Raw genomic sequence first — 26,664 nt, 5'->3', positions numbered from 1 at the left:
ATATGCGCGGGTTGGTTACCGCAGGACGGTCTGTTCGGCTCGAGCGGTCCGCGGGTCTAGAGATCGAGCGTGGCCCCACCTCCGCTCCCCGGCGACGGGTTGGGGGAGTGGGCTGCTCATAGGTCAGTCGCGGGTCTGCTCGCAGGCGCTGCCGTCACCACCAGTGGGCTCATCCGGACATCTGTGGTCCTCGCCGGGGTGGTTACTCGTCGAGGACGGCCAGCGACCAGGACCAGCCGGCGAGCTCGCGGGCGATCGCGGTGTTGGCGACCACGGCGCGCTTTTGGCGGGTGTCGAAGCCGGCCCAGCGGGAGTGCAGGCGCCGGTTCGCCCGTTGGGCGCGATCCCGCGCGGCCGGGCTCGCCTGGTCCTGACGGCGACGCAGTCCGACCCCGGCCCGCAGCGGCTTACGGTGGTGCCAGGCGGCCTCGATCAGCAGGCGGCGGGCGTGTCCGTTGCCTGTCTTGGTGATCGCGCCCTGCGACCGCGACGCCCCGGAGGAGGACTCGGTGGGCACCAGGCCGAGGTAGGCGCCGATCGAACGCCCGGTCAGCCGGTGCCAGTCCCCGATCTCGACGGCGAGCCCGAACGCGGTCAACGTCGAGACCCCGCGCAGGCAGCCCAGCCGGGTTACCACCGGGGTGAACTCGCTACTCGCGGCCATCTCGGTGATCGCGGCGTCCAGGCGCTCGCGCCGCGTCAGCGTGGCCAGCAGGGTGTCGTAGGCGATGTCGAAGGCCAGCCCCAGACCCGGCGCGGTGAACACCTCATCCCGGCGGCGCTCGCGCAGCCACTGATCGTGGATCCCGGTCCAGGGCTTACCGCCGTAGTAGACGATCCCCTGGCGCAGCAACAACTTCGAGAGTCGGTGCCGGGCCGACATCAGGTCCCCGCGCACGTCCTCCCGCGCCCTCACCAGGTCCCGCGCAGCTTCCTGTTCCACGCTCGGCACGGCGACCGCGACGATCTCGTCGAGGTGCAGCAACCGGGCCAGATGCCGGGCATCACGCTGATCGGTCTTGACCCGGTCCCCGGACGGGCGTTGCAGCTTCGACGGCGCCGCGACCTGGCATTCGATCCCCGCCGCGGCCAGGGACCGGGCCAGCCCGAACCCGGTCGGCCCGGCCTCGTAGGTGACCGCCACCGGGCCTGGCAGCGACCGCACCCACGCGGCCACATCACCGTGATCCGGGGTCAACCGACGCTCGAACAGCTCCCCGGTCCGCCCGTCGAGCCCACACGCCACGACCGAGCGCGCGTGCACGTCCAACCCGACACTCGTACGATTCGCACTCACTGGGGCCTCCCACATCTGTGGCTCTACCGCCAGGACCCACTCCTGTCGGCAACCCACGTTCACATGCGGGAGGCCTCAGCCCAGGCCTCCATACCGTCTAGGGCGTCTAACGCACCCGCAGGACCAGCAGCCGGCAGTCCACCTGCTGCCCGGAGCGGTACTGCGCGATCTCGATCGAGACGGCCTCCAGCACGTCGCCCGCGCACAGCCGGTCGACCTCGGCGCGGTAGCCGCCGGACTCCCACACGTCGTCCAGCACGGTCGCGACGAGGAACCCGCCCGGCCGGATGACGCGGGCGAACTCCTCGATCACGACCGGTCCGACGTGACCGTGGGTGAGCGTCCCGACGCAGACGACGGCGTCGTACCGGTCGTCGGACAGCTCCAGCGCCGCGGTCAGATCCGCCTCGCTCAGGTCGCGGTAGGCGCCGGTCTCCCGGGCACGCTCGAGCATCCCCGGCGACACGTCCACGCCGTCGATCGTCGCGACACCGCGTCGCTGCAGCTCGACGCCCACCAGCCCGGTCCCGCAACCGGCGTCGAGCACCTCGATGCCGGTGCCGGCCGCCGTGACGACCGCGTCCGCGGTCACCGACGGTGCGACGTAGCCCTGCGTCTCACCGGTGAGGTCGGTGTCGTAGGTGGCCGCCCACTCGTCGTAGAGGGCGCGGGCGTCCTCCGGGCCGCTCAACGTGTAGGCGCGTTCCAGATGGGGGTCGCCCCCGGTGCTCGTGGCCATCCGACGATCATCGTCGAGCGACGGGCCGCTGTCACATGCTCATCGGCCACATGCTCATCGGCCACATGGTCATCGGCGCAGCGGCCCGTGCTTCGGCCGGTCGGCGGCCAGGACCGACAGCGCGCAGATCGCGCCCCAGCCCGCGGCGACCATGGTCGCCTTCTCCCGGGCGTCGCGGTCCGGCAGCTGCGAGCCCAGGACGGTGAGATCGGCGACGTCCGCGCCGACCCGCACGGCGATCGCCGCCTTCAGCGGGGTTCCGGCCGGGACGAGCAGCATCGCCAGCCCGGACACGACGTCGCGCCCGCCGATCGCCATGGTGAGCGCCTTGTGGCCGGGCTCCGCCCGCTCGCCGTCGGCGAGGAGTTTCACCGGCCTCAGGAGCAGGTCGGGTCGGGCGGTGATCGCCGCCCCGTAGGCGGCGGTGGCCGCGCCGAGCAGGCGCGGGATCCAGGTCAGGTCGCGTCGGGCCATGACGTCGTCATACCCGGAACTCGTCGAGGAAGGCCAGCGCTGCCTCCGCCGACACCCGCCGCCAGGCCGCGAGCATCCGGTCGAAGTCGTCACCGCCGTCCTGCTCGGCCCGCAGCGCCTCGACGATCGGTTCCAGCACCCGGCGCTGCGCGGCGACCAGCGGGCCCGCGTCCTCCCCGCGCCGGTGCAGCACGGCGAGCTTGAGCAGGAACTCCGACCGCAGGTCGCGGACGTGCGGGACCGGCGTGGCCAGCCACGTCCGCACGTGCTCACGCCCCTCGCCGGTCGAGGTGTAGAGGGTGCGTGGCGGCCCGCCGCCCGTCTCGACCGCCCCTGCGGTGATCAGGCCGACATCGACCAGCCGCCCGATCGCCCGGTAGACGACCGGGCGCGGGATCTGCCACACCCGGCCCAGCTCGCCGTCGGCCGCGGTGAGCGCGGCGATCGCGAACCCGTGCACCGGCTGCTCGCAGGTGACCGCCAGCACCGTCCGTTCGGCGAGTCCGAGCCGATGGCCGGCCCGGCCCGCGGCGTGTCGCATGGGGCCAGCCTAGGTTCAGCGGTTGATCGGGACGGTCGGTGCCCAGGAGAAGTCGCGGTCGAACAGGTAGCGCAGCTCCGGGTCGGAGGCGAGCACCAGGTCCTGCCCGGCACCGCGCAGAGCCACGGTTCCGTCCGGCCGGATGTTCCAGGTCAGCTCGACGGTCCGTTCCACCTCCCGGATCAGCGGCCGGTCGCCGGCCAGGACGGGGTAGAGGTCGACGGCCACGACGCCGTCGCGGACCGGGCGGTACCGGCCCTCGATCAGGTCGCCGTTCGCCAGCCGGATCGTGAGGCGGGACGCGCCGGTCGCGCCGAGCCACTGCCCGAACGCCACCTCCTGCCAGCGCCGGTCCGCGGCGAGCTCCGGGGCGGGCGGTGCCGGGTCGGCGACCACCCGGTACACCCCGGGCAGCTCCGACGACGACTGTTGCGGCAGCCCGCCGACCAGCGGGAAGCCGACGCCCGGCGCGAGGACGAGCAGCACGCCGAGCGCCGGGACGAGCCACCGCGCGACGGCATGGACCCGCGGCCACGGCAGCAGCGGCGGGACCTGCCGGAGCCCACCCACCGGGCGTCCGGCCACGAAGCGCGCGACCCGCGGCAGCTCCGGCAGCGCGACGATCAGCAGCCCGACCGTCAGTGCCAGCGCCAGCTGCTTCACCGGGACGTCGTAGAGCAGGTTGAGCAGGAACACCACGCCCAGCGCGACGGTGCCGAGCAGGCCGCCGAGCCACGCCGTGCGCCGGAACACCAGCAGCACCGCCACCGCCAGCTCGGCCAGCCCCGCCAGCACCTGCACCGTGGGCGAGTAGGCCATGAACGTCCACAGCAGACCCATCGGGCTCTTCTCGCCGACCGTGTAGAGGGCGTCGGCGTAGTCGACCAGGCCCATCTGGGACAGGAAGACCTTGGCCCAGGCGTAGGGCAGCAGGGAGACGATCAGGACGAACCGGAGGAACCCGTGCAGGGCCCATCCCAGTCGCCGCATCCACAGCGGACGGTCGCGGTGCACGCGACCGAGGGTAGCCGCGTCCGGCGTCCAGGATTGAGACACGCGGACCACCGCCACCCGTGGAAGGATCCGCGGCGACATCGGCGACGACCATGAACCGGAGGCCTACGTGATCCTCATCGTCCTGAAGGCGCAGATCCGCCCGGACAAGCGCGACGAGTGGCTGTCCGGGATCTCCGAGTACAAGAAGAACGTCAACTCGGAGCCGGGCAACATCTCCTTCGACTACCACGAGAACTTCGAGAAGGAGAACGAGTTCGTGATCGTGGAGGTGTTCCGCGACGGCAAGGCCGGCGAGGACCACGTCGGCACCGAGCACGCGCAGAACTTCTTCCCCTTCATGTCCACCGTGGTCTCGGAGAAGCCGAAGATCAACTTCCAGAACATCGACGGCGATGCCTGGAACGAGATGGCCGAGGTGACCCCGCAGTAGCCGGTCGCACCCGGCCCGTCGACGCCGGTGGCCCGTCCCCGGACGGACCACCGGCGTCGTCGTGTGCGCGGGGACCGCACCTGTCGCGCTCACCGTCCGTGAGCACGTTCACCGCATCGGGGGTTGCTCGGTCGAACGGGGTAACGAACCGCGGGCTCCGACGCGATGCACCGGTCGTCACCGCCCCCACCCAGACCGGAGCCCCGATGACCGAGCCCCGCACCGTCCGGCCGTCGATGGCCGACCTGGCCCGCAGGGCCGCCCGGCTGACGGTCAGCGCCGGGATCCGGACGACCGCGGCCCCGCTGCGGGCGCTCGCCCGGGTGGGGCGCGAGGAGAGCGATCCGCGCTGGGCTCGGGCCACCTGGCTGTGGCAGCCGGGCTGGGGCCGCGGCACGCACGACCGGCTCTACCGGCGCCCCGACCCGTACGGGATCGGGCTGAACCCCTACGAGCAGCAGAAGTACGGCACGGTCATGGACGCCCTGGCCGGGCGCCGCTTCAGCCGCACCCTGGAGGTCGGCTGCGGCGAGGGCGATCTCTCCGTGCGGCTGGCCGGGCACACCGACGCGCTGCTGGGCGTCGACATCTGCACCGCGGCCGTCGAGCGGGCCGCGACCCGGGTGCCGTCCGGGACCTTCGTCCGGCGCACGCTGCCGCGCGAGATGCCGGACGGCACGTTCGATCTCATCGTCTGCACCGACGTCCTCTACTACTGGGAACCGGTCACGCTGCGGGTCGGCATCTCGGCGCTGCTGGACCGGTTGCGCCCGGGCGGGACGCTGCTCGCGTACCACTACCGCGGCGACTTCGGCCAGGCCGGCACCGCCGACCGGGTGCACGACGGCCTGCGGGCCGCCGCCGTCGCGCGTGGTCACGACGTCCGTGTGCACGAGCACCGCAACGGCGTCGGCCCGGGCGGTGCGGGGGCCCGGTTCGACGTGATCGTCGCTCCGGTCCCGGCAGCCGGCGAGCAGATCCGCGGCGTCCCGGCCCCGCGTCGCCCGGAGATCGACAGCCCGGCGCGCTCCCGGCACTTCTGAGTACCCGTCCCGGCCGGATGGCGGCCCTCGCACTAGACCACACGGCGGTTTCTCGTCAGGGCGACGTGGACCTGTCCGCACCTGGGAAGCCGGACTAGCGTCACCGGACATGGCGGCCGACGCGGACGGACCCACCGGGATGGCGGACGCGCAACGGGTGGTGACGGTCCCGGAGCTGTGCGCGCCGAGCTACCTGCAGGCCGTGCTGTCGGTCACCTACCGGGACGAGCGCAACAGCGTGCCGCTCACCGTCGCCACCCCGGCCGGGCTCGTGTTCGGGAACGCCGTGCATCCCGCGTTCTGGCTGCGCCGCCTCGGGGACCAGCTCCGCCACCTGACCGCGGCACACGAGCGGAACGAGTCCGTCGACGCGATGACGCAGATGTTCTTCGACATGGCCGACGGGCGGGGCGACGACCGGCCCGGCAAGGACATCCCGGTCAAGGACATCCGGTGGATCTACTTCACCGACGCGCTCATCGTGCCGACCGCGGCCGCCGGGCCGAACTACGTCGAGCCTGCGTGCTGGCAGATCGCGATGCGCGACGTCACCGGATGGACGATCGGCCTGCCCCCGCGTTGACCTGTGACCATCGTCACACCGGCTCGGGCGTGAGGTTCGGCCCGCTCGAGGCCTCCCACGTCACATGAGCAGCAGCACCGAATCGAAGGCACCCGTCACCACCGGCACGCCCTCCGCCCTGCAGTCCGAGCACGGCAGCACCCGGATCGCCGAGGCCGTCGTCTCCAAGATCGCCGGCCTGGCCGCGCGCGAGGTCAACGGCATCCACGCGCTCGGCGGCGGCGCCGCCCGCGCCTTCGGCGCCCTGCGCGAGCGCATCCCGGGCGGTACGACCAACGCCTCGCAGGGCGTGGCGGTCGAGGTCGGGGAGAAGCAGGCCGCCGTCGACATCAACGTCGTGGTGGAGTACGGGGTCTCCATCGCCGACCTGGCGAAGGCCGTGCGTCGCAACGTGATCACCGCCCTGGAGCGGATGACCGGGCTCGAGGTCGTCGAGGTCAACATCTCGGTCGACGACGTCCACCTGCCGAGCGACGACGACGACCGGGACGACGAGCCGAAGCCCAAGCCGATCGACAACAGCCCGTCGCGGGTGGCGTGAACACACCGAAGGACGTGATCTCGATGCCCGCGCACAACACCCAGATCGGCCTGCTCGCCGGGCTCCTGCTCGGCATCGCCGGAGTGGCGGGCGGTTTCGGCGGCTTCCTCGTCGCCCTGGTCCTCGGCGCGATCGGGCTGGTCGTCGGCCGGTGGGTGGACGGCGGCCTGGACATCACCGAGCTGGCGGAGCGCTCCGGCCTGACCGGGCGCGGCCGCGACCGGGGCCGGGTCCGGTGACCCGGCCCGGTCGGACCCTCAGGTGACCCGGCCCGGTCGAACCCTCAGCGGGAGCGGTCGACGAAGCTCGTGCCCGCGATCCGCAGGCCGCTGCCGCCCGCCATCCGCATCAGCCCGGCCATCGCGATGACCAGACCGATCATCTCGAAGGACTCCTCGGTGCCGGCGAGCGCGCTGTAGCCGAAGGCGTTCACGTCGCCGCCGTTCTGCTCGAAGACCGCGCCACCGATCGACTCGAGCCCGACCGCGCCGAGCACGAACATCGCGGCACCGGCGACGACGATGTAGGCGCCGGGGCGACGCAGGATCATCGGGAGGCAGAGCGCGGCGACCACGGCCACCGCGATCCCCGCCGGGATGATCCAGGCGTAGGTCAGGAAGCCGCTCGTGCCGAACGTGGTGTGGATGATCCAGCCGACGTGCTCGTGGTTGGCGGCGGTCTCGTCCATGCCCACCACCGCGCAGGCGACGCTGAGCAGGATCCACTTCCACCGCTCGCGGCGGACCGAGTTCGCCGCGATCAGTGCGAGGATCGCCGCGTTCGTCAGGTGCATCGCCGAGCTGAGCCAGGTCGAGATGTTGAGCTCGTTGCCGAGGCGGATCGCCGCCGGGATCTCGAAGCCGGGCCGGCCGATGCCGTAGACGGCGGCGGCGAAGTGCGCGAGCACGAGGACCGCGGTCAACCCGCCCGCGACCTTCACGACGCTCGAGGGGCGCAGCAGTGCCAGGTGCGGCGCGCCGGCCGGCACCTCGGGTTCGGGCGACGGCTCGACCGGCGCCGGGGCGGCCGCGGACGGCGGCTCCGACTGCTCGACGCGCGGTATCACCTCGGTCGCGGGATCGTCGTCCGCGCTGCGTGACTGCTGCCGGTCCAGGTGGTGCTGGGCGGTCATGTCCCCCTCCTTCTGCGCAGCCGGCTCATCGATCCGCTCGGCCGCGTCCCCCGCGGTTCCGCGCTGTTCGGCAACACAGAGGCTAGGGGTGGGCGTCGGGTCGTCGGCCGTCAGGTGGCTGGAAGGTAAACGAGCGCCTACCGATGGGGGAACGGACCGCGCCCGGTGGTGCACCCGATATCACCCGAATGCACGAGGGTCACCCGAAGGTCACCCACAGCACGAGGACCGCGAGGAGCGCGTCCAGCACCCCGCAGAACTCGGCGAGCGAGCGGGAGACGACGCGGCCGGTGCGGTGGTGCCAGAGGTCCCAGCCCGCGTGACCGAACAGCCCCGCGGCGACCAGCAACGCGGCGACCTGCGGGGACGCCGAGGCTGCGGCCACCGCGGCCGCACCGACGACCAGCAGCGCCGCCGCCTGCACCGGAAGGCCTGTCACCGGACGCGCCGCACCCCCGAGCAGGCCGGCGACGGCGAGCACCGCCGCGACCGCGAGCAGGGACCAGACCGCGTCGAGCCCCGGGACGAACCGGGCCGCGGCGATCAGCACGAAGCTCGCCCAGAACAGTGGCCAGGCCGCGGTGCGACGGCGCAGCGCGGCCGCGCCGAGGTAGACGAAGCCGGCGGCGACCAGGACCGGCGCGGCCCCGTCCCCGGTGGACGCGCTCAGCACGGCGACGCCGGCACCGGCCACCGCGGGCCAGCGCTCCAGCACCCGCCGGGCGAGCGGACGGCGGTCGGGTACGGCGATGCCGGCCATGGCGGACCTCCTCGGATCGGATACCCCGCAGGGGTACCGCACCGGGGCATGCCGGCGGGCTGTGCAGGCCGATCGCGTCCGGATCGCTGGGGTTCCGGTCCGGAAGGACCTACCCTGCGCACCGTGCGGGAGCGTGCGGTGCTGGTCGTCGTCTACGAGGGCGTCGAGCCGCTGGACGTCACCTCGGTGACCAGCACGCTCGCCATGGCGAACCAGCACCGGGCTCAGCCGCCGTACCGGGTGTCCCTCGCCGCGCTCGCCGGGCCGGTGGTGCCCTGCGACGGCGGCGTCGAGCTGGTCGTCCGCTCCCGGCTGACGGACTGGGACGCACCGGTGGACACCGTCGTCGTCGCCGGGGGTACCGGGCACCGGTCCGCGGCTGCGGACCGGGCGGGTCTGCAGCAGCTGCGCCGGATCGCCGCCACCGCCCGGCGGACCGCGAGCGTCTGCACCGGCGCCACCCTGCTCGCGGCGGCCGGGCTGCTCGACGGGCGGACCGCGACCACGCACTGGCGCTTCGCCGCGGAGCTCGCCGCCCGGTTCCCCCGGGTCACCGTGGACCCCGATCCGATCTTCCTGCGCGACGGCGACGTCGCCACCTCCGGCGGCGTCACCTCGGCACTGGACCTGACGCTGTCGTTCGTCGAGGAGGACCACGGGCCCGAGCTGGCGCGGCGGGTGTCCCGGGAGCTGGTCACCTATCTGCAGCGACCGGGTGACCAGGCCCAGGCGAGCATGTTCACCTCGGTGCCGCACCCGGACGACGCGCTGGTCCGCGCGGCCGTCGACCACGCCACCGCGCACCCGGACGCCGATCTCGGCACCGGAGCGCTCGCCGCCCGTGCCGGGGTGAGCACCCGGCACCTGACCCGGCTGTTCGCCGCCGAGCTGGGGGACACCCCGGCCCGGGTGGTGCGGCGGATCCGGGTCGAGGCCGCCGCCCAGCTGCTGAGCACCACCGACCTGCCGTTGTCCCTGGTCGCGCGACGGTCGGGACTCGGGTCGGGCGAGACACTGCGGGCGGCGTTCGGGGACCGCTACGGCATGTCGCCGTCCCGGTTCCGGGCGACGCAGCGCCGCTGACCGCGCGCCCGGTCAGGCCCAGGCCCGCGCCGACCGGGTCGCCCAGTACTGCTGCGGCTGCTCCGCGAGATCGGCCAGCTCGTCGTCCACACCGGACGGGAGGGTCAGCTCCGCGGCCGCGGTGTTGGACTCCAGCTGGGCCGTCGACACCGGCCCGAGCAGCACCCGCCACGCCCACGGGTTGGCCAGCGCGGCGGCGACGGCGACCTGGTCCGGCCCCAGCCCGAGCCGCTCGGCCAGTGCCGCGGCGGCCCGGGCACCGGGGGTGCCGTCGTCGCCGCCGGGAGCGAGCCTGCCGTTCGCGAAGACCTCCTTGAGGATCACCCGGGCGCCCGCGTCCGCGGCCTCGGCGAGCGCCGGCCCGGCCGAGGGCTCCAGCGGGTTCCAGGTGGACTGGAACGAGGTGAACAGCGGCGCACCGTCGACCCGGACGTCGAGGGCGCGACGGATCGCGTCGGCCTGTGCCGGACCGGAGGTGGAGATGCCGACCCGGATCCCGGCGTCGCGCAGGTGGGTCATCGCCCGGTGCACGCGGGCGTCGTCGAGCACGCCGGTGTCCACGGTGGCGGAGTGCACGTGGTAGATGCCGAGCCGGTCACCGAGCAGCTCCCGGCTCTGCGCGTACTGCTCGGTGAACGCGTCGAGCGAGTGGTCCTTGATCTCGTGCTTCTCGGCGTCCATCCGCCAGCCGCCCACGTAGCGGTAGCCCCACTTGGACCCGATCTCGACGTCGTCGATCTCCGGGTGGTCGTCCAGCCAGCCGGCCAGGAACTCCTCGCCGCGGCCGTAGGACCGCGCGACGTCGAGGTAGCGGATGCCCGCCGCGCGGCCGGCGTCGAGCAACGCGCGGGTGCGGGCGCGCAGCGTGGCGACGTCGCGGTCCGCGCCGAGGTCGGACGCGCGGCCGGAGGTGATGTACGCGGGGCGGGCGATCGCTGCCAGGCCGAGGCCGAGCCGGGAGGCGGGGTGGGACATGGCACCAGCCTGCCCCGCCACCCGCTCGACCCGCCCGGCAGGTTCAGCGGCCGGTCGGCCGGTGCAGGTACCGGCCGCGCGGCTCGCCGACGATCTTGCCGTCGTCGAACACGGGCCGCCCGCGCAGGAACGTGGTCTCGACCGTCGCGCCGATCTCCATCCCGCGGAACGGGGTGTACTCCTGGGTGGACTCCGACAGGGCGGGATCGACGACGAAGGAGCGGTCCGGGTCGACCAGCACGATGTCGGCGTCGAACCCGGGCGCGATGTCGCCCTTGGTCGGCAGCCCGAGCCGCTGGGCCGGGTTGGTGGAGACGAGCTCCGCCACCGTCGAGTACGACAGCCCGCGCTTGCGGCCCTCACCGACCAGACCGGCCAGCAGGTACTCGGCGCCGCCGAAGCCGGACTTCGCGGCGAAGACGTCGTCGGCGTCGTCGCCGAACTTCTTCTCCTCCTTGCAGCACGCGTGGTCGGAAACGACCCAGCTGACGTCGCCGGCGAGCACGTGCTCCCACAGCTTCTCCACGTCGGCCCGCGGGCGCAGCGGCGGGTTGACCTTGCCGCCGACCCCGTCGGCGGTGGTGACGTCGGCGAGCAGGTGCCCGATGGTGACCTCGCGGCGGAAGTCGACGTGCGGGAAGGTCTTCGCCATCAGCATGGCCGCCTCCATCGCCTTCGCCGACGACAGGTGCAGCAGGTTGATCGTCGGCAGCCCGGTCTCGTGCGCCAGGTAGGACGCGATGGTCACGGCGAGACCCTCGGAGTGCGGCGGGCGCGAGGCGCTGTAGGCCTCCAGGCCGGACAGCGTGCCCTCCTCCTCGACCAGCCGGGTGTAGGCGGTCATGATCTCGGCGGTCTCGCAGTGCAGCGACAGCGAGATCTGGTCGGCGATCTCGGGGTTCGCCTCCCGGGCGGCCTGGATCCCGCGCATCACGAACTCGAAGTGCGCGATGTCGTAGCGCTCGCCCTGCGGGATCATCAGGAAGTCGCTCTGGTCGGTCGAGCGGCCGTGCAGGCCGTGGCTCCCGTAGAACATGAAGATCTTGAACGACGTCACGCCGTGCTCCCGGACCAGGGCCGGGATCTCGTCGATGTGCGACGACTGCATCGGCGCCAGGTGGAACGCGTAGTCCACGTAGGACCGGCCCTCGGAGGCGGCGAGCACCTCCGGGAACACCTCGGAGTAGGGGCCGCCGCGGTTGAGGTAGTACTGACCGGTCCGCATGTAGGTCAGCGAGGTGGTCACACCGCCCTGCGCGCACGCCCGGCTCTCGAGAGCGGTGTCCTCGGACAGCTCGTTGTAGATGCCCCAGTGCTGGTGGGCGTCGACGACGCCCGGGAAGGCCAGCCGGCCGCGTCCCTCGTGCACCTCGGTGCCCTCGGGAGCGGCCAGGCCGGCGCCGACCTCGGAGACGACACCGTCGGTGACGGCGATGTCGGCGGCGACGGGCTCCGCGCCGCCGGGACGGACGACGCGGACGTCGCGAATGATCAGGTCGGGTCGGGTCATCGGGCACCTTCCGGGGCGAGGGATCGGGTGGTGGCCGTCCGGGCGAGGTGCCCGGCGGCGAGGTAGGCGAGGCCCAGCGCGGGGAGCAGGCCGTTGCCTGCCAGGTAGCCGGCCGCGCCGTGGCCGGAGATGCCGGCGGCGGCGCCACCGGCGGCGTACAGGCCGGGGACCGGGTCCCCGGCGGTGTCGAGCACCCGGGCGTGCTCGTCGACGAGCAGCCCGCCCTGGGTGTGGAACAGCGCCGGGACGATCTCGACGGCGCGCAGCGGCGGGCGCAGCGGCGTCACCGTGGCGCGGCCGAACCGGTCCTGCTGCGCACCGGACGCGACCCCGGCCAGCGCGTCGAGCTCGGACTCCAGCACGTCGGCGGGGACGCCGATCGTCGCGGCCAGCCCGGCGACCGTGTCCCCGCCGCGCACCGCACCGGCGCTCAGGACGTCCTGGTAGTCGCCGAAGGCACGGCAGAGCCCGTCGATGCGCTCGTCGAACACCATCCAGCCCCGGCCGCCCGGGCGGGCGGCGAGCGTGGCCGCGTACTCGGAGTAGCCGGTGGTCTCGTCACCGAAGCGCAGGCCCCCGGTGTCGACGACGGCGGCGCCGTGCATCACCGCGGTCCAGGTCACCAGCGTCTGCGCGGCGGCAGAGAGGGCGGCGTGGCCCTGGTAGGCGTCGAGGAAGCCGGTGGCGGCGCCGAGCTCCGCGCCGATCCGCAGCGCGTCACCGCGGGAGTGCTCGCCGCCGCGGTAGTGCGCACCGGCGATCTCGGGCAGGTGGGACGCGACGAGCGCGGCGTCGGCGCCGTAGCCGTTGGTGGCGAGCAGCACGGCCCGGGTGACGATCTCCTCACGCTCGCCGTCCGGGTTCTCGACGACGGCGACCCGGCTCCCGTCCGGCCCGGGCCGCACCGCGGTGAGCCGGGCCGGGACCAGCAGGTCGATCCGTTCGTCCCGCTCGACGGCGTCGAGCAGGTGGCGCAGCAGCGACGACCCGTGCCGCCCGGGCACGCTGTGCACCCGGGGTACGCAGTGCCCGGGGTAGGCGAAGTCGGTGGGCAGCTCGATCGGCATCCCGACGTGGTCGGCGAGCCACTCGACGAGCTCGGCGCCGACGCAGGCCAGGGCCGAGGCGATCCGCATGTCGGCGGACCCGCCGGTCTTGCGCGTGATGTCGTCGAGGAAGAGCTGCGGTGAGTCGGTGATCCCCGCGGCCGCCTGGAAGCGCGATCCGGGCCCGGGGATCATCGCGGTGGACATCGACGTGTTGTTGCCCCGGCGGAAGTTCGGGTCGGAGTCCACCACCAGCACCTCGAGGCCGAGCTCGGCCGCCCGGACCGCGGCCGTCAGTCCGCCCCCGGCGCCGGCGACAACCAGATCGACGTCGATCGCCATCGTCCCTCCTTGCATCGAGCCGAAGCTCAATGTTCCTTTCAGCGGAACAGCTCCTGTTGCTGCCGATATTCCGATAAGAGCAGTCTGCCTGCGGTGATGCAAGAGAGATCGCGAATATTCTTGACACAGCGCAGGTCGCCAGCCCAGTCTCGTTCCGTTCGACGGTACGGACGACGGGAGAGACGGCGTGACGGAAGCAACCGGGGGCACCGGCGCCACCGAGCGGGTGGCGGACGTCCTGCTGCTGTTCACCGACGGGCCGCCCACCCTCGGGGTGAGCCGGGTGTCCCGCGAGCTCGGGCTCTCCAAGGCCGTGGTGCACCGCATCCTGCAGTCGCTCACCGGCCGTGGCCTGATCGCCTACGACCCGGCGAGCCGGGAGTACCGGCTGGGCCCGGCCGCGGCCGCACTGGGCAGCCGGGCACTGCGCGACTCGGACCTGCGGACCAGTGCCCTGCCGTTCCTGGCCGAGCTGCGCGACCGGTTCCACGAGACGGTCACCATCAGCGCGAAGGTGCACGGTGGCCGCGTCTACCTCGACCAGGTCGTCGGCACCCACGAGATCACCATGTCCGTGGAGCTCGGCCGCCGGTTCCCGCTGCACGCCGGATCGTCGGGCAAGTGCATGCTCGCCCACTCGGCGCCGGACGAGATCGAGCGGCTGCTCGACGGCGAGCTCGCCGCGCTGACCCCCTCCACCCCCACCGATCCGGTCGCCCTGCGGGCCGAGCTGGACCGGATCCGGGAGCGCGGCTACTCCGCCTCCGCCGGTGAGCGCCAGGGCGACGCCGGCTCGGTCGCCGCGCCCGTGTTCGGCCCCGGCGGCCTGGTCGGCGCGGTGTCGGTGTGCGGCCCGCGCTTCCGGGTCACCGACGAGTTCGTCGCCGCGACCGCCCCGGAACTGATCGAGACCGCCGAGCGGGTCACCGCCCGGCTCGGCGGCACCACGCCCGCACGCGCCCTCCCCACCCCCATCGGAAGGACTTCATGAGCCACGACGACCCGGCGGCGCTGGGGGGACTGAAGGTCCTCGACGCCTCCACCCTGTTCGCCGGACCACTGGCCGCGACCCTGCTGGGCGACCACGGCGCCGACGTGATCAAGATCGAGCACCCGCGCGGCGACCCGGCCCGTACCCACGGCGCGCAGAAGGACGGGGTCGGGCTCTGGTGGAAGATGCTCTCCCGCAACAAGCGTGCGATCACGCTCGTGCTCTCCACCCCGCGCGGGCGCGAGCTGTTCCTCGATCTCGCCGCCGATGCCGACGTGGTGATCGAGAACTTCCGGCCGGGGACCCTGGAGCGCTGGGGGCTGGGCTGGGAGGAGCTGTCCGCGCGCAACCCGCGGCTGGTGCTGGCCCGGGTGACCGGGTTCGGGCAGACCGGCCCGTACTCGAGCCGCCCCGGGTTCGGCACGCTCGCCGAGGCGATGAGCGGGTTCGCCGCGATGACCGGTGAGCCCGACGGCCCGCCCACGCTGCCCCCGTTCGGCCTGGCCGACGGTGTCGCCGCGATGACCACCGCCTTCGGCATCATGACCGCGCTGCGCGCCCGCGAGACCACGGGCCGCGGGCAGGTGCTCGACACCGCGATCATCGAGCCGCTGCTGCACCTGCTCGGCCCGGGGCTGATCGCCTACGACCAGCTCGGTGAGCTGCAGCCGCGCACCGGCAACCGCTCCACCAACAACGCCCCGCGCAACACCTACCGCTGCGCCGACGGCCGGTGGGTGGCGGTGTCCACCAGCGCCCAGTCCATCGCCGAGCGGGTGATGCGGCTGGTCGGGACGCCCGAGCTGATCGACGAGCCGTGGTTCGCCAGCGGCGCGAGCCGGGCCGAGCACGTCGAGGAGCTCGACGCCGCCGTCGGGTCCTGGATCGCCGCCCGGGACCGGGACGAGGTGGTCGAGGCGTTCGAGAAGGCTGAGGCCGCGGTCGCCCCGATCTACACCGCGGCCGACGTGCTCGCCGACCCGCACTTCAACGCGCTGGGCAGCATCGTGACGATCGACGACGACGAGCTGGGCCCCGTCCGCTTCCAGAACACCCCGTTCCGGCTGTCCGAGACCCCCGGCTCGGTCCGCACCACGGGACCGCGGCTGGGCGCGCACACCGCCGAGATCCTGGGCGGGCTCGGGGTCGGCGACGAGGAGCTCGAGCAGCTGCGGTCGCAGGGAGTCGTGTGACCGCCGTCGGCCGGGCCCGCAGCTGGCTCTACGTGCCCGGTCACCGCGGCGACCTGGTCCGCAAGGCCCTCGCCGGGCCGGCGGACGCGGTCGTCGTGGACCTCGAGGACGCGGTGCCGCCCGCGCACAAGGACGAGGCCCGCGAGACCGCCGTGACGACGTGCGCCGAGCAGCCGGACCGGGTCTGGGTGCGGGTCAACGGGTCCGGCACCCCGTGGGCCGACGCCGACGCCGCAGCGCTCGCCGCACCGGCCGGTGGATCCGTCGCCGGGCTGCGTGTACCGAAGGCCGAGGAACCCGCGGCCGTCGCGGCGCTGGCCGAGCGCACGGGCGCCCCGCTGCACCTGCTGATCGAGAGCGCGCGCGGCCTGCGCCGGGTGTTCGAGCTCGCCGAGTGCCACCCGCTGGTGGCAGGCGTCTCTCCCGGTGAGACCGACCTGGCCGCCGACCTGCGGATCCGGGACCGCCGCGAGCTCGCCTGGGCCCGGGCCCGGATCGTCACCGCGAACCGGGCCGCCGGGCTGCCCAGCCCGGTGGCCAGTGTCTGGACCGACCTCGCCGACCGCGCCGGGCTCACCGCCGACAGCGCCGCCCTGCGCGACTCCGGGTTCTTCGGCCGCTCGGTGATCCACCCGGGGCAGATCGACCCGGTGCACCGCGCCTTCACCCCGGACCGCGCCGAGATCGAGCGGGCCCGCGCCCTGCTCGACTCGGTGGACGCCGCGGGCTCCGCCGCCTGGGTCGACGACCGCGGGCGCTTCGTCGATCCCGCCGTCGTCGCCGGGGCCCGCTGGGTGCTCGACCTCGCTGACTCGCTGGGCGACACCCCGCCCGACCACCACGAACCGGCCGGTGTCACGGCCGGGAAGGAGACCTCGTGACCACCTCCACCACCGCGGGCACCGGCCTGCTCGACGCCGTTCGCGCCGGGACCCGGGTGATCGAGCTCGGCCACCCGCTCTACACCGGGATGGCGGGTTCGCCGAACCACCCCGGCTTCCGGATGACCCTGGAGCGCCGGCACGGCGACGCGGTCCGCCCGGACGGGGGCTCGGCCTCGAACGAGGTGATCGTGACCGGCGGGCACACCGGGACCCACATCGACGCGCTCGCCCACGTCAGCCACGACGGCATGCTGCACGGCGGGGTCGACGCCGCCGAGGCCCAGCGCGGCGGCAAGCACGCCGTGCACGGCGCGGAGACCATCCCGCCGATGGTCACCCGGGGGGTGTTCCTCGACATCGCGGCCGTGCACGGCGTCGACGTGCTGGAGCCCGGCTACGGCGTGACCGCCGACGACCTGGCGCGCGCCGCCGAGCGTGCGGGTGCGGAGCCCGGCCCGGGGGACGTCGCCGTCGTGCGGACCGGCTGGGGCCGGCTGTTCGGCGACGCACCGGCCTACGTCGGCAAGGAGACCGGCGTGCCCGGGATGACGGTCGAGGGCGCGCAGTGGCTGGTCGAACGCCAGGTCGCCGCCACCGGCTCGGACACCACCGCCTACGAGCAGATCCCGGCCGGTGCCGGACACCGCGTCCTGCCCGTGCACCGGGTGCTGCTGGTCGAGCACGGCATCCACATCGTGGAGCACCTCGCCCTCGAGGACGCCGCGCAGGCCGGCCTCGGCGAGTTCCTGGCGGTGTTCGCGCCGCTGCGGATCGTCGGCGGCACCGGTGCCCCGGTCCGCCCGCTGGCGGTGGTGCCGGCATGAGCACCACTCCCGCACAGCGGATCGGCGAGGTCGGCGCCCGGCTGGCCGCCGAGGGCGTCGACGACCGGCTGGCCGACGACCTGGTCCGGCGGATCGTGGACGTGATCGGCAACTCGCTGGCCGCCACCCGTGAGGAGCCCGCCCGGATCGCCGGAGCGGTGGCCACCGAGTGGGGCGGCAACCCCGCCGCGACCGCGATCGGACTGCCGCAGGGCCTGCCGGCACCGTCGGCGGCGCTGGTCAACGGCACGCTGGCGCACAGCCTCGACTTCGACGACACGCACCTGCCCTCGGTGCTGCACCCCTCGGCGGCGGTCGTCCCCGCCGCACTGGCGACGGCCGAGCGGGTCGGCGCGGGCGGCCGGGCGCTGCTGACCGCGGCCGCGATGGGCATCGAGGTGACCTGCCGCCTGGGCATGGCCGGCTACGACGAGGACCTGGGGAACTCGGTCTTCTTCGAGCACGGCCAGCACGCGACGGCGATCTGCGGCGCGGTCGGCGCGGCCGTCGCCTCGGGGATGCTGCAGGGCCTCGACGCGGACCGGCTGACCTCGGTCGTCGGCATCGCGGCCAGCATGGGCGCCGGGGTCATCGAGGCCAACCGCACCGGCGGCACCATCAAGCGGGTGCACTGCGGCTGGGCCGCGCACGCCGGTGTGGTCGCCGCCGACCTGGCGCGGCACGGCCTGACCGGCCCGCCGACGGTGATCGAGGGCCGGTTCGGGTTCCTCCGCGCGTTCTGCGGTGAGCGGGTGCATCCCGAGCGGGTCACCGACGGTCTCGGCGAGCAGTGGGAGACCCCCGGGGTGTTCTTCAAGCCCTACCCCTGCAACCACTTCACCCACGCGGGGGTGGACGCGGCGCTGCGCCTGCGCGAGCGCGGCGTGACCGCCGACGAGGTCCGGGAACTGGTGCTGGGCGTGCCCGCGCCGGTCATGCGCACGATCGCCGAGCCCGTCGAGGAGAAGGCCCGGCCCCGCTCCGGGTACCACGCGGCGTTCTCCGGGCCCTACACCGTGGCCGCGGCGCTGATCGGCGGTGGCGGGCTCGGTGTGTTCCACGAGGACTTCACCGACGCCGCCGCGGCCGATCCCCGGCGCCTCGATCTGGCAGGCCGGGTCCGGGTCGTCGCCGACGACGAGGCGACGGCGGGCTTCCCCCGCCAGTTCCCCGCCGTACTGACCGCCGAGCTCACCGACGGCAGCACGGTGACCGAGCGGGTGACGGCGAACCGTGGCGGCCCGCAGCGGCCGCTGTCGGCCGATGAGCTCGCCGCGAAGTTCACCGGGAACGCCGAACGCGCGGTGTCCCCGGGCGACGCGACCGCGATCGTCGCGTCGCTGTGGGACCTGCGCGACGACCGCGCGGTCGCCGAGGTGATGACCGGACTGCAGAATGCGACGAATTGTACCGCTCAGCGGAACAATTGAGCCTGTGTATCCGCGCTGTAACCGGAATTCACACAGAGATCATTGACCTGATCAGCGAAGTCAACCGAGAATTGCTCGACAACGGAGTCCGAATTGTTCCGCGGAGCGGAACATAGAATCCGCCCGAGAGGCGGATCCGATTCAAGGGAAGCGATCATGAGTACACGGTTCCGCTTCGTGACGTTGGGGCTGATCGTCGGCCTCATCCTCATCAACTACATCGATCGCAGCGCGGTCGCCTACGCGGTCGAGCCGCTCCAGGAGGAGTTCGGGCTCACCACCGCGCAGTACGGGATCATCAGTTCGGTCTTCTCGGTCGGATACATGGTCGCCGCATTCCTGTCCGGGCCGCTGGTGGACCGGTTCGGTACCCGGCGGGTACTGCTCGTCGCCGTCGCACTGTTCTCGGTCACCACGGCGCTGATCCCGCTCGCCGGTTCGTTCGCCGGCCTGCTGATCATCCGGCTGCTGCTCGGGATCGGTGAGGCACCGGCGTTCCCGGCCGCGACCCGGACCGTGAGCCGCTGGCTGCCGATCCGCGAACGCGGGGTCGCGCTGGCGCTGTGCGGCGGGGTCGCGGTCTCGGGCAGCCTGCTGATCGCCGGTCCGCTGCTGACCTGGCTGATCGATCTGCTCGGCTGGCGCGGCATGTTCTGGACGCTGGCGATCCTCGGTGTCGTCTGGGCGCTCCTCGCGGTCGGCCTGCTGCGCGACCTGCCCGAGGAGTCGTCCCGGGTGAGCAAGGCCGAGCTGGACCTGATCAGCGCGGGCCAGGAGGCCGACAGCGGGCCGGGGCGTTCCCGGGTGCGGTGGCGTCCGCTGCTGACCAACCGCAACCTCTGGGTGGTCTCCGGCGGCTACTTCGCCTGGGGCTTCATGTTCTGGGGCTTCATGTACTGGCTCCCGTCGTTCCTGTCGGACGCCTACGGACTCAGCGTCAAGGAGGCCGGCTCGTTCTCGATCGCGCCGTGGGCGTGCGGCATCGTCGGCGCGCTCGCCGGTGGCGTCATCGTCGACCGCGTCTACCGCCGCAGCCCGCGCATCCGCAGCCGGTTCGCGGTCATGGGTGTCGCCCTGCTGCTGGCCGGGTGCTCGCTGGTGCCGCTGGCGATCGCGCCGGGCCTGACCGTCGCGCTGATCTCGATCTCGCTCGGCGTCGGCTTCGGGTTCGTCACCGGCGGTATCTGGTGGGTCGCCGCCATCGACGCGGCCCCCGACCAGCCCGGTAGCGCGGCCGGTTTCGCCGATGCCGCCTTCGCCTCCTCCGGCATCGTGGCGCCCTCGGTGATGGGCTTCATCGTGGCCAGCACGGGCAGCTTCACCAGCGGGTTCGTCGTGATGGCCGGGCTGGCCGTGGCCGGCGCGCTGCTCATGCTGCTCGTCCCCCGCGAGCCGGTCCCCGCGGCGGCGCACGAGGCACAGACCGCAGGCGACCGGGCCTGACGATGACCGACCGGAACCAGGACGCCGTCCGGGAAGCGGTCGCACGGCTCGGCGAGTGGGTCGCGGACCTGCGCTGGGCCGACGTCCCGGCCGAGGTCCGGGAGCGGGTGGTGACCGTGCTCGTCGACGCCGTCGCGGTCACCACCCTCGGCTCACGCGAGCCCGCCCAGCAGTCGCTGGTCGAGGCCTGGGACCCGCCCGCGGGCCCCTCCCCGCTGTTCGGGACGGGCCGCACGGTCGCGGTCGACGCCGCCGCGTGGATCAATGCCACCGCGTCCGTCCGGCTCGAGCTCGACGACGGACACCGGCTCGCCGGCGGCCACCCGGCCGCGCACGGCTTCCCGGCCGTGCTGGCGCTCGCGGCGAAGCACGGCACACCGGGTGACGAGCTGTGCTGCGCGCTGCTCGCCGCCTACGAGGTCGCCGCCAGGTTCGGGCGGGCCACCCGGCTCCGGCCGGGAACCCACCCGCACGGGAACTGGGGCGTCGCCGGCGCCGCAGCCGGCTGCGCGCGCGTGCTCGGGCTCGACCCGCGGGCCACCGCGACGGCGATCGACGCGGGTAGCGGCCTGCCGGTCGCCGGGCCGTTCTCCGCGGCGCTGGACGGGAACCCGGTCCGCGACCACTGGGTCGGTGCGGCGAACCAGTCCGGTCTCGCGGCGGCCCGGCTGGCCGCATCCGGGACCGGCCACCCGACCGGGGTGGCTGCCGGTTCGCTCGGTGACCTGCTCGGCGACTTCGACCCGGCGGCGCTCGACGACGGTCTCGGCGAGCGCTGGGAGATCCTCGGGGGCTACTTCAAGCAGCACTCGTCCTGCTCGTTCACCCATGCCGCCGTGGACGCCGCCCTGGACCTGACCGGCCGGCTCGACGGTGACATCGAGCAGGTGCTCGTCGAGATCCACTCGCTCGGCGCACCGCTCGACCGCGTCGACTGGCCGACCCCGCTGGCCGCGATGTTCTCGCTGCCGTTCGCCGTCGCCGGGGCACTGCGCCGGGGCCGGCTGGTGCCGGCCGACCTGTCCCCGCAGGCGCTGGCCGATCCCGTCACGGCGGAGCTGGCCCGCAGGGTGACCGTCCGGGCGGCCGCGGACCTGGACGCCCGGCTGCCGGCCGAGCGCCCGGCCCGGGTCACCGTGACGACGACGACCGGCCGGTTCGTCGCCGAGCGCCCGAACCCGGTCGGCGACGCCGCACACCATCCCTTCGACTCCGACGACCGTGCTCGCATCCTCGGCGACCTGCTCGACGCTCCGGAGGTCGTCGCCGCGCTGCGGGACCGGTGCGTCGCACTGCCCACGGCGCCGGACGCCGGTGCGCACCTGCGCGCCCTCGGTGCCACGACCTGCTTCTAGAGGAGAACCGCATGCTCGTCCATGCCGTCACGCCGATCACCGTCGGGCCCGCCGAGGTGGCCCGGCGCCAGGCCCGGTACGACGCGCTCGCTCCGGCCGGCGTGCGGGTCGTGCTGTCCGACCTGGGCGCCGACGGCCCCCGCGCGCTCGAGAACGCGACCGACGTGCGCCGCTCGGAGGAGCTCGTCGCCCACGCCCTGACACACGCTCCGGAGTGCGACGCCGTGCTGCCGGACTGCGTGCTCGATCCCGGGGTCCCGGTCGGCGGCCGGCTCGGCGAACGGCCCGCCCTGGGCCTGCTGCGGCTGACCGTCGGCGCCGCGGTCGCCGCCGGGCACCGGGTCGCCGCGGTCACCCGGAACGCGGCGATCGCCACGGAGCTGCAGGACCGGGTCACCGCCTACGGGTGGGCCGGGGCGTTCCACGGGGTCACGGTGCTGGATCTGGAGCTCGCCGACATCGAGGACTCCGAGCGCTGGACAGCCGCGCTGCGCCCCGCTCTGCAGGCCGCCCGTGACGCCGGGGTGACCGCGGTGGTGAACGGATGCTCGGCGGTCGACGTCGGCCCTCTCGAGGCCGGGCTGCCGCTGGTGCTCGACCCGATCCGGACCGGGCTCGGCGTGCTCGGCGCACTCGGTGCCGCTCCCCGGCAGTGACACCACGCCGGTGACACCACGGCAGTGACGCCACGGCGGTGAAACATGTGTTGCACCAGCCGTGCGTGATCGGTGTAGCGTCGCCTCATGCCAACCGAAGGCTGGGTCCTCCTGCTCGCCCAGTTGCCGGCGTCGCCGTCGAGCCCGCGGGTGACGCTCTGGCGCCGGGCCCGCGCGGCGGGCGCCGTCGGCCTGCAGAACGGCACCTGGGTGCTGCCCCGCACCCCGGAGCACCGCGCGTTCTTCGACGGCCTGGTCGGCCACGTGCGCGAGAACGGCGGAACCGCGTACGCCCTCGAGATCGACCGGGCCGACGAGCGGACCGACGGTGACATCGTCGCCCGTTTCCGTAGCGAACGGGCCAAGGAGTTCGCCGAGTTCGCCGAGCGGGGTCACGCGCTGCTGGCGGAGCTGGAGAAGGAGACGGCGCGGGACAACTTCTCGTTCGCCGAGCTGGAGGAGAACGAGCAGGTCCTCGACCGGCTCACCGGCTGGCTCTCCAGGATCTCCGCACGGGACTTCTTCCCGGACGAGCGGCTCAAGGACGCCGAGGATCTGCTCGACCGTGGCCGCCGGGCGCTCGACGCGTTCACCGCGGGCGTCTACCGGGCCGAGGGCGTCGCACCCGACGTCCCGCCGCGCGCGGAATGAAGGCGCACTCCGTACCCGTCGACGCGGTTGCGGAGCACCACGGCACCGACGCCGCGCACGGACTGAGCACCGCGGAGGCGGCGGATCGGCTCGCCCGGTTCGGCCCGAACCGCCGGATCGAGCCGCGCCGGGTGACGTTCTGGCGGGTACTCGCCGACGAGATCACCGAGCCGATGATGCTGCTGCTGGCCGCGGTGGCGGTGCTCTACGGCATCTGGGGCCGCCCGGGCGACACGGTCGCCATCGTCGTGATCATCGCCGCGGTGGTGCTGGTCGAGGTGTTCGCGGAGTTCCGGGCGAAGTCGGTCATCGCCGCGCTCGGCCGGTTGACCGCTCCGACGACACCGGTGCTGCGCGACGGCCGGGTGGTGTCCGTTCCGGCCGACGACCTCGTTCCGGGCGACGTCGTCCCGCTCGCCGCCGGGGCACGCGTCCCCGCCGACGTGCGACTGACCGAGACGTGGGGCCTGCGGGTCGACGAGGCCGCGCTGACCGGTGAGTCCGTCGCCGCGCCGAAGGACGCCCGCCGGGTCCTCGACGACCACACCGATCTCGGCGACCGGGCGAACCTCGCCTTCGCCGGGACCACGGTCGTCGCCGGGCGGGGCCGCGGGGTCGTCGTCGCCACCGCGACGGCCACCGAACTCGGCCGGATCACCGGGCTCGTCCTCGCCGCGAAGCCGCCCCGCACCGCGCTGCAGCAGGCGATGCGCGATCTCTCGAAGGGCCTGGCGACGCTGGCGATCGGGTTCAGCGTGCTCGTGCCGCTGATCGGGGTGCTCACCGGCGAACCGTGGCGGGAGATGGTCCTGACCGGCCTGACCCTGGCGTTCGCGACGGTCCCGGAGGAGCTGCCGATCATCATCAGCCTGGTCCTCGGACTGGGTGCCTACCGGCTGTCGCGGCGCCGCGGCCTGGTCCGGCGGCTGCGGGCGGCCGAGACGCTGGGGACGGTCACGGTGCTCGCGACCGACAAGACCGGGACGCTGACCGAGAACCGGATGGCGGTCGCGCGGACCGTCCCGGTCGGCGTCGGCTCCGACGAGCTGGTCGCTCTCGGCGCGGTCTGTACCGAGGCCACCCCGGATCCGGACGGCGGCTGGTCCGGCGACCCGACCGACGTCGCCTTCCTGGTGGCGGCGCGCGAGCGCGGGCTCGTCCTGCCGGGTGAGCCGGTGCAGCGCTTCGCCTTCGACCCGGTGCGCGAGACGATGACGGTGGTGCTGGCCGACGGGCTGGTGATCACGACCGGTTCACCGGAGTCGGTCCTGCGCCGGTGTCGGGTGGCGGACCGGCCGCTGCTCGACCGCGCGGAGCGGATGGCGGAGCACGGGCTGCGGGTGATCGCGGTGGCGACCGGTCACGCGTCCGGGATCCCGGAGACCATCGACGACGCCGAACGCGACCTGCTCCCCGCCGGTCTCGTGGGGCTCTCCGATCCGCCGCGAGCCGGTGCCGCGGAGGCCGTCGCGACGGTCCGGCGGGCCGGGATCCGGGTGCTGATGGTGACCGGCGACCACCCGGCGTGCGCGCGGGCGATCGCCGCCCGGGTCGGGATCGAGGACGAGCACCTGCTGACCGGCCGGGACCTGGACCGGCTCGACGACGCCGCGCTGGCCGACGCCGTCGCCCGGACGTCGCTGTTCGCCCGGGTGGCGCCCGAGCACAAGCTGCGGCTGGTCGAGGCGTTGCAGGCCGGTGGGGAGATCGTCGCGGTGACCGGCGACGGCGTCAACGACGCCCCGGCGCTGGCGCGCGCCGACGTCGGCGTGGCGATGGGGTCCTTCGGTACCGACGTCGCGCGCGACGCCGCCGACCTGATCCTCGCCGACGACGACGTCTCCACCCTCACCCGCGCGCTGCACGAGGGCCGCACCCTGCACGACAACCTGCGCAAGGGCGTCGGGTACTACCTGGCCTGCAAGATCGGCCTGGTGGCGACCGCCGCGACCGGCGTCCTCGCGGGCCTGGCGATCCCGTTCGCACCGATCCAGATCGTCGTTCTCGAGATGTTCATGGACATCGCAGGCAGTGCGACGTTCGCCGCGGAGCCCGCCGAGCGCGACGCGATGGACCGCAGGCCCCGGGACCCGGCGGCGCGCTTCCTGGACCGGCCGCTGGTGACCGACATGCTGGCCGGCGGCGCGTCGCTGCTCGTCGCCGTCGGCGGGTTGTACCTGGTCACGGCCTCGCAGACGGTGGCGTTCGTCAGCTGGCTCTCCGGCTACCTGGCACTGGCCTGGGTGATGCGGACCGAGCGCACGCCACTGTTGCGGGCGGGCCTGCTGTCCAACCGGTTCCTCCCGGCCTGGACGGTGGTCACCGCGCTGGCGACCGTCGCGATCATGACGGTGCCGGTCCTGCGGGACACCCTGCGGCTGGTACCGCTGAGCGGGCAGGAGTGGGCGGCCGCGGTGCTGGTCCCGATCGTCGCCGTGTCGTGGATCGAGCTGCGCAAGGTCGTCCGCGCGCGCCAGGCCCCTCCTCCTGCGCACCTCTGATCACCGCGCCGGAAGGTGGTAGACCACTGGCCGTGGACACACCCTCGATCCTGAGCCGGCCGGCCCCCGAGCCGCCGCGCACGGTCTCCGTCGGCGAGCACGCCGACCAGGTGCTGGAGCTCTGGCCCGACGGCGAGCCCGGGCACCCGCTGGTCGTGCTGGTGCACGGCGGGTTCTGGCGGCCGCACATCGACCGCACCCATCTGCGTCCGATGGCGACGGAGCTGAACCGCCTCGGCCTGCCGGTCGCCTCGCTGGAGTACCGCCGCATCCCGGGCGACCCGGCCGCGGCGGTGACCGACGTCCGCGCCGGGTTACGCGCGGCGTACGAGCTCGCCGGCCCCGTCGTCACGGTCGGGCACTCCGCGGGCGGGCACCTGGTGCTGCACGCCGCGGTGACCGAGCCGGACCTGGTCCGCCGGACGGTCGCGCTGGCGCCGGTCGGCGATCTCGGCCTCGGCGATCGCGAGAACCTCGGCGACGGTGCGGTGCGCGCCTACCTCGGTGGGCCGGCGGCCGGGCACCCAGAGCTCGACCCGGCACTGCTGGCGACGCCGCCCGGGCCGGTGACGATCGTGCACGGCGACGCCGACGACCGCGTCCCGCTCGCCAACTCGCTGTCCTACGTGGAACGCCACCCGTCCACCCGGCTGGTGACGCCGGCCGGGGTCGACCACTTCGGCGTCGTGGACCCGCTGTCCGGGGCGTGGCCCGTGGTCGTCGCGGAGATCACCGGGGCCGGCTGACCCCGGAGACGACCGTGCCCCCGCCGACCGGGGTCGACGGGGGCACGGTGGCGGGGCTGTGATCAGTCGCTGATCGAGTCGCCCGAGCCGGAGACCTGGCCGCAGCTGTCGGACTGGTCGGTGGTCGAGTCGCCGGACTTGGTCTCGGCGCTGCCCGCGATGCCGAGGGCACCGGTGAGGCCGTTCAGCAGGCCCAGGTCCTCGATCGGCGCCTGCGCGCCCAGGACGTTGACCGGGATGTTGTTGTTGCAGACCTGGATCGGCACGTTGACGTTGTTGCCGCTCAGGCCGCCGAGCAGGCCACCCTCGGCGCTCTTGTCGATCTGGCTGCCGTCGTGGCCGCCCTGGTGCTTGCCACCGTCGTCGGTCTTCTCGGCGGCGTAGTCGCCGGCGAACGCGAGCGGGGAGACGGCGAGCAGGGAGGCGGCGGACGCCGCGACGATGATTCCGGCCTTCTTCAGCACAGTTCTTCTCCTG

The 26,664-nt window shown here is 73.8% G+C and carries 28 protein-coding genes; 17 read left to right on the top strand and 11 right to left on the bottom strand.

Annotation, left to right across the window (positions count from 1 at the left end; all coding sequences use genetic code 11):
• Positions 1 to 202: 202 nt before the first annotated feature.
• From JOF36_RS04595 to JOF36_RS04575, 5 genes are all read right to left on the bottom strand, one after another.
• Positions 203 to 1,297 (bottom strand): IS110 family RNA-guided transposase, encoded by a 1,095-nt coding sequence (locus tag JOF36_RS04595; protein WP_307862211.1) that lies wholly within the window; start codon positions 1,295 to 1,297, stop codon positions 203 to 205.
• Between the two features lie 106 nt (positions 1,298 to 1,403).
• Positions 1,404 to 2,036, bottom strand: coding sequence for a class I SAM-dependent DNA methyltransferase (locus tag JOF36_RS04590; protein WP_210025167.1), 633 nt, complete (start codon positions 2,034 to 2,036; stop codon positions 1,404 to 1,406).
• 69 nt (positions 2,037 to 2,105) lie between these two features.
• Complete coding sequence (locus tag JOF36_RS04585) at positions 2,106 to 2,510, bottom strand: hypothetical protein (protein ID WP_210025166.1); 405 nt, start codon at positions 2,508 to 2,510, stop codon at positions 2,106 to 2,108.
• Positions 2,511 to 2,517: 7 nt separating this feature from the next.
• Positions 2,518 to 3,051: a PadR family transcriptional regulator gene (locus JOF36_RS04580; protein WP_210025165.1), complete on the bottom strand. Its 534-nt coding sequence runs from the start codon at positions 3,049 to 3,051 to the stop codon at positions 2,518 to 2,520.
• 15 nt (positions 3,052 to 3,066) lie between these two features.
• Positions 3,067 to 4,065 carry a hypothetical protein gene (locus tag JOF36_RS04575; protein WP_210025164.1) on the bottom strand — a complete coding sequence of 333 codons (999 nt, stop codon included), beginning with the start codon at positions 4,063 to 4,065 and terminating at the stop codon, positions 3,067 to 3,069.
• Between the two features lie 109 nt (positions 4,066 to 4,174).
• Between JOF36_RS04575 and JOF36_RS04570 the strand changes: the two genes are divergently transcribed.
• The 5 genes from JOF36_RS04570 to JOF36_RS04550 all read left to right on the top strand — a co-directional run bounded on the left by JOF36_RS04570 (position 4,175) and on the right by JOF36_RS04550 (position 6,904).
• Entirely contained in the window at positions 4,175 to 4,498 is a 324-nt protein-coding gene (locus JOF36_RS04570; RefSeq protein WP_210025163.1) for a putative quinol monooxygenase, read from the top strand.
• A 206-nt stretch (positions 4,499 to 4,704) separates the two neighbouring features.
• Entirely contained in the window at positions 4,705 to 5,541 is an 837-nt protein-coding gene (locus JOF36_RS04565) for an SAM-dependent methyltransferase (RefSeq protein WP_210025162.1), read from the top strand.
• A gap of 109 nt (positions 5,542 to 5,650) precedes the next feature.
• Positions 5,651 to 6,124: a hypothetical protein gene (locus JOF36_RS04560; protein ID WP_210025161.1), complete on the top strand. Its 474-nt coding sequence runs from the start codon at positions 5,651 to 5,653 to the stop codon at positions 6,122 to 6,124.
• Between the two features lie 64 nt (positions 6,125 to 6,188).
• Positions 6,189 to 6,665 carry an Asp23/Gls24 family envelope stress response protein gene (locus JOF36_RS04555; protein ID WP_210025160.1) on the top strand — a complete coding sequence of 159 codons (477 nt, stop codon included), beginning with the start codon at positions 6,189 to 6,191 and terminating at the stop codon, positions 6,663 to 6,665.
• Entirely contained in the window at positions 6,662 to 6,904 is a 243-nt protein-coding gene (locus JOF36_RS04550) for a hypothetical protein (protein WP_372447362.1), read from the top strand. Before JOF36_RS04555 ends, JOF36_RS04550 begins: the two co-directional genes overlap by 4 nt.
• A gap of 44 nt (positions 6,905 to 6,948) precedes the next feature.
• On the opposite strand, the gene JOF36_RS04545 is transcribed toward JOF36_RS04550, so the two are convergent.
• Positions 6,949 to 7,797, bottom strand: a complete 849-nt coding sequence (locus JOF36_RS04545) for a DUF8692 domain-containing protein (RefSeq protein ID WP_210025159.1) — start codon at positions 7,795 to 7,797, stop codon at positions 6,949 to 6,951.
• Positions 7,798 to 7,996: 199 nt separating this feature from the next.
• A complete protein-coding gene (locus JOF36_RS04540) occupies positions 7,997 to 8,557 on the bottom strand; it encodes a hypothetical protein (protein ID WP_210025158.1) in 561 nt (186 codons plus the stop codon).
• Between the two features lie 123 nt (positions 8,558 to 8,680).
• Between JOF36_RS04540 and JOF36_RS04535 the strand changes: the two genes are divergently transcribed.
• Positions 8,681 to 9,640 (top strand): GlxA family transcriptional regulator, encoded by a 960-nt coding sequence (locus tag JOF36_RS04535; protein ID WP_307862210.1) that lies wholly within the window; start codon positions 8,681 to 8,683, stop codon positions 9,638 to 9,640.
• A 12-nt stretch (positions 9,641 to 9,652) separates the two neighbouring features.
• Here JOF36_RS04535 and JOF36_RS04530 read toward each other — a convergent pair whose 3' ends face one another.
• From JOF36_RS04530 to JOF36_RS04520, 3 genes are read right to left on the bottom strand one after another with little or no spacing between them, the layout of a single operon-like run.
• A complete protein-coding gene (locus JOF36_RS04530; RefSeq protein ID WP_210025156.1) occupies positions 9,653 to 10,615 on the bottom strand; it encodes an aldo/keto reductase in 963 nt (320 codons plus the stop codon).
• Between the two features lie 43 nt (positions 10,616 to 10,658).
• Positions 10,659 to 12,125, bottom strand: coding sequence for a dihydroorotase (locus JOF36_RS04525; RefSeq protein WP_210025155.1), 1,467 nt, complete (start codon positions 12,123 to 12,125; stop codon positions 10,659 to 10,661).
• The gene (locus JOF36_RS04520; protein WP_210025154.1) at positions 12,122 to 13,513 is read right to left on the bottom strand and encodes an FAD-dependent oxidoreductase; all 1,392 of its coding nucleotides are present in this window, start codon (positions 13,511 to 13,513) and stop codon (positions 12,122 to 12,124) included. Before JOF36_RS04520 ends, JOF36_RS04525 begins: the two co-directional genes overlap by 4 nt.
• 187 nt (positions 13,514 to 13,700) lie before the next feature.
• On the opposite strand from JOF36_RS04520, the gene JOF36_RS40700 reads away from it, so the two are divergent.
• The 11 genes from JOF36_RS40700 (at position 13,701) to JOF36_RS04465 (ending at position 26,187) form a co-directional block, all read left to right on the top strand.
• On the top strand, positions 13,701 to 14,504 hold the full coding sequence (locus JOF36_RS40700) for an IclR family transcriptional regulator (RefSeq protein WP_210025153.1): 804 nt from the start codon (positions 13,701 to 13,703) through the stop codon (positions 14,502 to 14,504).
• Positions 14,501 to 15,697 (top strand): CaiB/BaiF CoA transferase family protein, encoded by a 1,197-nt coding sequence (locus JOF36_RS04510; RefSeq protein WP_210025152.1) that lies wholly within the window; start codon positions 14,501 to 14,503, stop codon positions 15,695 to 15,697. The genes JOF36_RS40700 and JOF36_RS04510 overlap by 4 nt, the downstream gene beginning before the upstream one ends.
• Positions 15,694 to 16,578: an HpcH/HpaI aldolase/citrate lyase family protein gene (locus tag JOF36_RS04505; RefSeq protein ID WP_210025151.1), complete on the top strand. Its 885-nt coding sequence runs from the start codon at positions 15,694 to 15,696 to the stop codon at positions 16,576 to 16,578. The genes JOF36_RS04510 and JOF36_RS04505 overlap by 4 nt, the downstream gene beginning before the upstream one ends.
• Positions 16,575 to 17,405 carry a cyclase family protein gene (locus JOF36_RS04500; protein WP_307862209.1) on the top strand — a complete coding sequence of 277 codons (831 nt, stop codon included), beginning with the start codon at positions 16,575 to 16,577 and terminating at the stop codon, positions 17,403 to 17,405. The genes JOF36_RS04505 and JOF36_RS04500 overlap by 4 nt, the downstream gene beginning before the upstream one ends.
• Entirely contained in the window at positions 17,402 to 18,835 is a 1,434-nt protein-coding gene (locus JOF36_RS04495; RefSeq protein ID WP_210025150.1) for an MmgE/PrpD family protein, read from the top strand. Before JOF36_RS04500 ends, JOF36_RS04495 begins: the two co-directional genes overlap by 4 nt.
• A gap of 156 nt (positions 18,836 to 18,991) precedes the next feature.
• The gene (locus JOF36_RS04490) at positions 18,992 to 20,278 is read left to right on the top strand and encodes an MFS transporter (protein ID WP_210025149.1); all 1,287 of its coding nucleotides are present in this window, start codon (positions 18,992 to 18,994) and stop codon (positions 20,276 to 20,278) included.
• A gap of 2 nt (positions 20,279 to 20,280) precedes the next feature.
• On the top strand, positions 20,281 to 21,633 hold the full coding sequence (locus JOF36_RS04485) for an MmgE/PrpD family protein (protein ID WP_210025148.1): 1,353 nt from the start codon (positions 20,281 to 20,283) through the stop codon (positions 21,631 to 21,633).
• Between the two features lie 11 nt (positions 21,634 to 21,644).
• Complete coding sequence (locus JOF36_RS04480; RefSeq protein ID WP_210025147.1) at positions 21,645 to 22,289, top strand: aspartate/glutamate racemase family protein; 645 nt, start codon at positions 21,645 to 21,647, stop codon at positions 22,287 to 22,289.
• An 87-nt stretch (positions 22,290 to 22,376) separates the two neighbouring features.
• Positions 22,377 to 22,940 (top strand): Chromate resistance protein ChrB, encoded by a 564-nt coding sequence (locus JOF36_RS04475; RefSeq protein ID WP_210025146.1) that lies wholly within the window; start codon positions 22,377 to 22,379, stop codon positions 22,938 to 22,940.
• On the top strand, positions 22,937 to 25,441 hold the full coding sequence (locus tag JOF36_RS04470) for a cation-translocating P-type ATPase (RefSeq protein WP_210025145.1): 2,505 nt from the start codon (positions 22,937 to 22,939) through the stop codon (positions 25,439 to 25,441). Before JOF36_RS04475 ends, JOF36_RS04470 begins: the two co-directional genes overlap by 4 nt.
• Positions 25,442 to 25,473: 32 nt before the next feature.
• Positions 25,474 to 26,187, top strand: coding sequence for an alpha/beta hydrolase family protein (locus JOF36_RS04465; protein ID WP_210025144.1), 714 nt, complete (start codon positions 25,474 to 25,476; stop codon positions 26,185 to 26,187).
• A gap of 62 nt (positions 26,188 to 26,249) precedes the next feature.
• Here the strand turns inward: JOF36_RS04465 and JOF36_RS04460 are convergent, their stop codons facing one another.
• Positions 26,250 to 26,651 (bottom strand): hypothetical protein, encoded by a 402-nt coding sequence (locus tag JOF36_RS04460; protein ID WP_210025143.1) that lies wholly within the window; start codon positions 26,649 to 26,651, stop codon positions 26,250 to 26,252.
• Between the last annotated feature and the right edge of the window lie 13 nt (positions 26,652 to 26,664).

This window comes from Pseudonocardia parietis (assembly GCF_017876315.1).
Classification (GTDB): domain Bacteria; phylum Actinomycetota; class Actinomycetes; order Mycobacteriales; family Pseudonocardiaceae; genus Pseudonocardia; species Pseudonocardia parietis.
The sequence above is the reverse complement of the archived record's forward strand: the minus strand, read 5'-3'. Positions and strand labels throughout refer to the sequence as shown.